This window comes from Nocardia brasiliensis IFM 10847 (assembly GCF_000710915.1).
GTDB classification, from domain to species: Bacteria; Actinomycetota; Actinomycetes; order Mycobacteriales; family Mycobacteriaceae; genus Nocardia; species Nocardia brasiliensis_A.
On sequence record NZ_BAUA01000099.1, the window covers coordinates 81,981 to 87,980 of the forward strand.

At 68.6% G+C, this 6,000-nt stretch carries 6 protein-coding genes; 2 read left to right on the top strand and 4 right to left on the bottom strand.

Annotated elements, in window-relative coordinates; translation table 11 throughout:
- Positions 1 to 216: 216 nt before the first annotated feature.
- From NBRGI_RS21285 to NBRGI_RS21300, 4 genes are read right to left on the bottom strand one after another with little or no spacing between them, the layout of a single operon-like run.
- Positions 217 to 1,287, bottom strand: a complete 1,071-nt coding sequence (locus tag NBRGI_RS21285) for an NAD(P)H-dependent flavin oxidoreductase (protein ID WP_029899004.1) — start codon at positions 1,285 to 1,287, stop codon at positions 217 to 219.
- Positions 1,284 to 2,069 carry a CoA-transferase subunit beta gene (locus NBRGI_RS21290; RefSeq protein ID WP_029899006.1) on the bottom strand — a complete coding sequence of 262 codons (786 nt, stop codon included), beginning with the start codon at positions 2,067 to 2,069 and terminating at the stop codon, positions 1,284 to 1,286. Before NBRGI_RS21290 ends, NBRGI_RS21285 begins: the two co-directional genes overlap by 4 nt.
- Entirely contained in the window at positions 2,066 to 2,950 is an 885-nt protein-coding gene (locus NBRGI_RS21295) for a CoA transferase subunit A (protein ID WP_195087290.1), read from the bottom strand. Before NBRGI_RS21295 ends, NBRGI_RS21290 begins: the two co-directional genes overlap by 4 nt.
- A 14-nt stretch (positions 2,951 to 2,964) precedes the next feature.
- A complete protein-coding gene (locus tag NBRGI_RS21300) occupies positions 2,965 to 3,729 on the bottom strand; it encodes an enoyl-CoA hydratase family protein (RefSeq protein ID WP_014981390.1) in 765 nt (254 codons plus the stop codon).
- Between the two features lie 82 nt (positions 3,730 to 3,811).
- Here NBRGI_RS21300 and NBRGI_RS21305 point away from each other — a divergent pair, with 82 nt between their 5' ends.
- The gene (locus NBRGI_RS21305; RefSeq protein WP_029899010.1) at positions 3,812 to 4,603 is read left to right on the top strand and encodes an SDR family oxidoreductase; all 792 of its coding nucleotides are present in this window, start codon (positions 3,812 to 3,814) and stop codon (positions 4,601 to 4,603) included.
- 32 nt (positions 4,604 to 4,635) lie between these two features.
- Positions 4,636 to 5,547 (top strand): SDR family oxidoreductase, encoded by a 912-nt coding sequence (locus NBRGI_RS21310; RefSeq protein ID WP_029899012.1) that lies wholly within the window; start codon positions 4,636 to 4,638, stop codon positions 5,545 to 5,547.
- The last annotated feature ends 453 nt before the right edge of the window (positions 5,548 to 6,000 follow it).

Here is a 6,000-nt window from a genome sequence, read left to right on the forward strand (position 1 = left end):
TGGCGGCGGCTGGAACCCGGGCTGCTGCTGCGGGTAGTGCGGTTGTTGCGGCGGCATCGGCTGGTTCATGAGCGGGATCGTACGGGCCGAGCGCGCACCGCGGCCACGTGGTTTGCCCGGCAGTCCGGTGTCGAACCCGGCCGGTCCGCACGCCCGGCCCTGAGCACGCGAAATGCCCCGGATCCCGGCGGGAAACGGGGCATTCGCGGTAGGTATTCAGAGGTTCTTCTGCAACGCCTCGATCCGGCCGACCGCATCGGCGACGATCCGATCGATCAATTCCTTGCAGGTGGGCAGGTCCTCGATGATGCCGGTGACCTGACCGGCGGCGAGCACGCCCGCCCCGGTATTGCCTTCGACGAGCCCGGCGCGCAACAGCATCGGCGTGTTGGCCGCCATGACGACCTGAGACCAGCTGAGGTCCTTGGCCTTTCGCATGGTCAGCCCGTCGCGCACCAGGGTGGACCATTTCATGCCGGTCATGCTCTTGAACTTCGCCGCGTTGGCGACCGCCGCGGCGAGGCCACGGGCGCGACCCGAATGTTCCAGGCGCTGCACCAGTTCGGTGTTCAGCACCCGATGCGGCATGCCGTCGACCTTGGTGGACACGACGGTGTCCGGCAACTGCCGGGTGAGGTATTCCTGCTTGACCGCGTCCGGCACGGTGCTCTCCTGGGTCAGCAGGAATCGGGTGCCCATCGCGACGCCCGCCGCCCCGTAGGAGAGGGCGGCGGCCAGCCCGCGTCCGTCGAAGAACCCACCCGCCGCGACCACCGGAATATCGACCGCGTCCAGCACCGAGGGCAGCAGCAGCGTGGTGGCCACCGGTCCGGTGTGCCCGCCGCCTTCGCCGCCCTGCACGATCACCGCGTCCGCGCCCCAGGACGCCACCTTCACCGCGTGCTTGGCCGCACCGATCGACGGAATCACCACCACGCCCGCGTCTTTCAGCTTCGCGATGAGTTCTTGTTTGGGCGCCAAGGCGAACGAGGCGACGGCGACCTTCTCCCGGATCAGCAGGTCGATGCGTTCGGGTGCGTCCGAGGCGTCCGCGCGGATGTTCACACCGAACGGTTTCCCGGTGTGCGCCTTGGTTTTCGCGATCGCCGCCGCGAGCTCCGCGTAGGTCATCGTGGCGGAGGCGAGGATGCCCAGCCCGCCCGCCTCGGCGGTGGCCGCGACCAGGCTGGGCCCGGCGACCCAGCCCATGCCGGTCTGCACGACGGGATGGTCGATGCCGACCAGTTCGGTCAGCGCGGTGCGCAACCGCGGGGTAGGCGCGCTCATGCCGGTACCTCGGTTTCCCGGATCTTCTTGGGGTCGAGCACGTCCCGGATCAACCGCAGTTCCTCGGCGGTCGGCAGCCGGGTCTCGCCCGCCTCGGCGAGCCCGTCGATCTCGAAGCCGGTGTTCTCGGCGACCTCGTCGGCGGTGACGCCGGGGTGCAGGCTGCGCGCCCGCATGGTGTGGCCGGGGCCGGTGAAGTCGAAGACGCCGAGGTTGGTCACCACCCGGTGCAGGTGATGGAACCGGTACGCCGGGTTCGCCGGGTCGACCTTGTCGTAGCCGACGCCGGAGACGATGTCGACCTGGTCGGTGAAAACCCGGCTCGTGTGCCGCGAAACCCAATAGCTGGTCGCATGATTGAGGGTGTTGCCCGGCGCACCCCGGACCCCGAACATCTGCCGGGTGGGTTGCTGCAAGGCGCCGAACGCGGACAGATTCTGATTGCCGTATCGGTCGATCTGGTTGGCGCCCATCACCACGTGCCGCCGCCCGGAGGCCACTACGTCGAACACCTTCCGGAACGGAATCCACCCTTCGATCGGTGCTTTACCACCGATCGGCGGGGTGTCGGCGAAGAGCAGCGCCTCGCCGTCGGAGAGCAGCAGATCGGGTTCGGTGGTGAGCTTCGCCAGCCGCGCCCCGATGATCGACATCGGGGACATCGGGCTCGCCATGATTTCGCCCGCGCCGCTGAAGATCTCCGCGCAGGCCACCGCGCAGACCTCGGCGCGGGTGCAGGTCTCGGCCGCGCTCGCTACGGAATCGCCTTGCGCTGCGGTCATTTCTGGGCCTCCTGGGCGAACTCGCGGACGGCGGCCTGGTACTCGTCTTCGGAGACCGCCAGGTACTTGTCGACGAACTGCTGCCACGTCTCGGGGGTCTTCGCCGACTGCACGTAGTGCTTCTGGAACTTCTCGTCCCGGCCGTAGCTGTCGCCCGCCAGTGTGAAGTGGGCCCCGCCGGGCGCCTCGACCACCCCGTCCACCATCATCCGATTGAGCAGCAGTGCTTGCAGCGGCACGGTTTTCACCAGCTCGTCGGTGTCGACGATGCGTTCCACCGAGACGTACCGGCGTTCGGCGGCCAGGCAGTACAGGTCGTCGAAGTACGGGTCGACGCCGGTGTAGGCGGCGTTGCCGTGCTTGTCGCCGAGGTTCAGATGCACCAGCGCCGCATCGAGATTCAGCGCGGGCATCGCGATCAGAGTTTCGGTGCGGCCGTCGGCGTCGGGATAGGGCGAAGCGACCGTACGCAATTCGCCGTCCCAGAAGTCCGGCACAGCCGAGCCGAGCCCGGCCCGGATCGGCAAGAAGGGTAGCCGGGCGGCCGCGGCCTCCAACCCGCATTTGAGCATGCCTTCGTCCATTTCGCGGGCCACCAGCGCGCCGCTGGTGCGCGCGTGCGCGAACCAGGGATCGTAGAACGGCGGCGAATCCAGTGAGACGAACCCGTAGTACGCCTTGCGTACCTTCCCGGCCGAGCACAGCAGGCCGAGATCCGGCCCGCCGTAGCTGACCACGGTCAGGTCGGTGAGGTCCGAGCGCAGGATGGCGCGCACCAGCGCCATCGGCTTGCGTCGCGAACCCCAGCCGCCGATGCCGATCGTCATCCCGCTGCGCAGTTCGCCGACGACCTCGTCGAGCGACATTCGCTTGTCTCGCATGAGTGCTGAACTCCCTATTTCTCGGCCTTGCGCGCGGCCAGGTCGTCGTCGAACCGGGCGCGGATCTCGTCGGCGACACCGGCGAGGTTGAGTTCGAAGGTGAATCCCTGTTCGTAGCGGTAGCTGCGGTGCACGTCCTGCCCGTCGATCCCGTTGAGCGCGCGTTTGGCCGCACGGATCACCCGGCCGTCTTTGGCGGCGATGTTCTTGGCGACTTCCATTGCCGCGGCGTCGAGTTCGGCGCGCGGTACCACCTGGTACACCGAGCCGAAGTGCTGCAGCTGCTGGGCGGTGATGGTGCTCGCCGTATAGAACAGGGCGCGCATCAGATGCTGCGGCACCAGCCGGGACAGATGGGTGGCCGCGCCGAGCGCGCCGCGGTCCACCTCGGGCAGTCCGAAAGTGGCGTCGTCGGAGGCGATCACGACGTCGGCGTTGCCGACCAAGCCGATGCCGCCGCCGAGGCAGAATCCCTGGACCACCGCGATCACGGGCACCGGACAGTCGTAGACGGCCGCGAACGCCTCGAAACAACCATGATTCGCGTCGATCAACGCCTGATGGCCGGGCTTGCTCTGAATCTCTTTGATATCGACACCGGCGTTGAAACCGCGATTCTCCGCGCGCAGCACCACAACTCGGGTCTCCGGATCGCGCCCGGCCTCGCGCAGCGCGTCGGCGATGGCGAACCAGCCGTCCGTCGGTATCGCGTTGACCGGCGGATAGTCGACCGTGACCACGGTGATGCCGGTTGATTCGGAGTGACGGTTGATCCCCATCGCCTATCCCATCGTGAGTAGCTCGGCTCGTGATTAATCCAACACAGTGGCAAAGCAAGCAGTTGCTTGGTAGGTTAGCACGGTGGCACTCGAAATCGATCTGGTCGATCGCGTCGTCCTGGTGACCGGCGGCGTCCGTGGCGTAGGCGCCGGGGTGAGCCGGACGTTCCTCGCGGCGGGTGCGACCGTGATCGCTTGTGCCCGGCGTCCCGCGCAGGTCCCGATCGAGGTCGACGGGCGCGGCATCGAGTTCCTGCCCTGCGACGTCCGGGACGCGGACGCGGTGCAGGGCCTGGTCGACACCGTCGTCGAGCGGTACGGCCGCCTCGACCACCTGGTCAACAACGCCGGTGGCGCGCCCTTCGCCCTCGCCGCCACGGCGAGCAAGAACTTCCACGCCAAGATCGTCGAGCTGAATCTGCTTGCGCCGCTGCTGGTCTCCCAGGCCGCCAACGCGGTGATGCAGCAGCAGCCGGGCGGCGGCTCCATCGTGAACATCTCCAGTGTGAGCGGGCACCGCCCGTCACCGGGTACCGCCGCCTACGGCGCGGCGAAGGCGGGCATGGACAGCCTGACCGCCTCGCTCGCCGTGGAATGGGCGCCCAAGGTGCGGGTCAACTCGCTCGTTGTCGGACCGGTGGTCACCGAACTGAGCCAACTGCACTACGGCGACCAGGACGGCATCGACGCGGTGGGGGAGACGATCCCGCTGGGCCGGATGGCCCACCCGGACGATATCGGCCGCTGTGCGGTCTTCCTGGCCTCGCAATTGGCCGGCTACGTCAGCGGGGCGAGCCTGCTCGTGCACGGCGGCGGCGAGCGCCCGGCCTTCCTCGCCGCGTCCACCGCGGACGCAGGCCGACAGCAGTCCTGAACACATCGGACCCACACGAAGAGGACACAGGTATGGACACCGAGCAGATCTGCGCAGGACGCACCGTCATCGTGACCGGTGCGGGCCGCGGTATCGGCCGGGCGCACGCGCTCGCCTTCGCCGCCGCCGGGGCGCGGGTGGTGGTCAACGATCTCGGCTCGGCGCTCGACGGCGCGGCGACCGGGGAGACCCCCGCCGAGCAGGTCGTCGCGGAGATCGAGGCGCTCGGCGGCGCGGCCGTGGCCAACGGCGACGATGTCGCGGATTGGCAAGGCGCGCAACGTCTTGTCCGCCAGGCGGTGGACACATTCGGCGGGTTGGACGTGCTGGTCAACAATGCCGGGTTCGTGCGCGACCGGATGCTGGTCAATCTCGGTGAAGACGAATGGGACGCGGTCATCCGCGTGCACCTCAAGGGGCACTTCGTCACCATGCGGCACGCGATCGAGTACTGGCGCGGCGAGTCGAAGGCCGGTCGGCCGGTCGATGGCCGCATAATCAACACCAGCTCCGGCGCCGGCCTGCAGGGCAGCGTCGGTCAGGGCAATTACGGCGCGGCCAAGGCGGGTATCGCCGGTCTCACACTCACCGCCGCCGCGGAGTTCGCGCGCTACGGCGTGACTGTGAATTCCATCGCACCGGCGGCGCGCACCCGGATGACCGAAACAGTGTTTGCCGAGACCATGGCGCGGCCGGACGCCGGCTTCGACGCGATGGCGCCGGAGAACATTTCTCCGCTGGTCGTCTGGCTCGGCAGCGCGCAGTCCAAGGACGTCACGGGCCGCATGTTCGAGGTAGAGGGCGGTAAAGTGGCCTTGGCAGATGGGTGGCGGCACGGCGTCGCGGTGGACCGGGGCGCACGGTGGGATCCGGCCGAGCTCGGCCCGGTGGTGGCCGACCTGATTGCCAAGGGGATGCCGCCCGAACCGGTGTACGGGGCCTGACCTGGCACCACCCTTCTTTCTGCGCAGGTAACGATAGGGGTTTACTATGGCCCCCGTCCGTTGAAAATCCCGTGTGAGCGTCGTGACCGGGAAGTTCTGCGCTTTGCAAATGAGGGGAAGGCTCGACGCATGGCCGTTGGTCGCACGTTACGTGTGCTTGCAGTAGCGGGGACCGTGGCCGGTTTCGCGCTACTCGGCCCGGTAGCGGCCGAGGCCCAGCCCGCCGGAGGCTGCCCCCAGTGCGCTCTGGACCCCGCTCCGCCGCCGTATGACACCGGTGGTCCCTGGTACCCCCTTTCGGTCCCCGGACAGCCCAGTGACGTCAGTGCGGTGCCTACCAACCCCGCGATCGGTACCGGTTCGGCGACCGGCTCCGCGGCGGCCGGCGGTTCTGCTGCGGCCGGGTCCGCGGCAGCCGGCGGTTCTGCCGCCGGCGGTTCGGCCGCCGCGGCC

Excerpts from the sequence above, each read along its gene's own strand:
- NBRGI_RS21285 (WP_029899004.1), bottom strand. The coding sequence starts at position 1,287 with ATGAGCGCGCCTACCCCGCGGTTGCGCACCGCGCTGACCGAACTGGTC.
- NBRGI_RS21290 (WP_029899006.1), bottom strand. The coding sequence starts at position 2,069 with ATGACCGCAGCGCAAGGCGATTCCGTAGCGAGCGCGGCCGAGACCTGC.
- NBRGI_RS21295 (WP_195087290.1), bottom strand. The coding sequence starts at position 2,950 with ATGCGAGACAAGCGAATGTCGCTCGACGAGGTCGTCGGCGAACTGCGC.
- NBRGI_RS21300 (WP_014981390.1), bottom strand. The coding sequence starts at position 3,729 with ATGGGGATCAACCGTCACTCCGAATCAACCGGCATCACCGTGGTCACG.
- NBRGI_RS21310 (WP_029899012.1), top strand. The coding sequence starts at position 4,636 with ATGGACACCGAGCAGATCTGCGCAGGACGCACCGTCATCGTGACCGGT.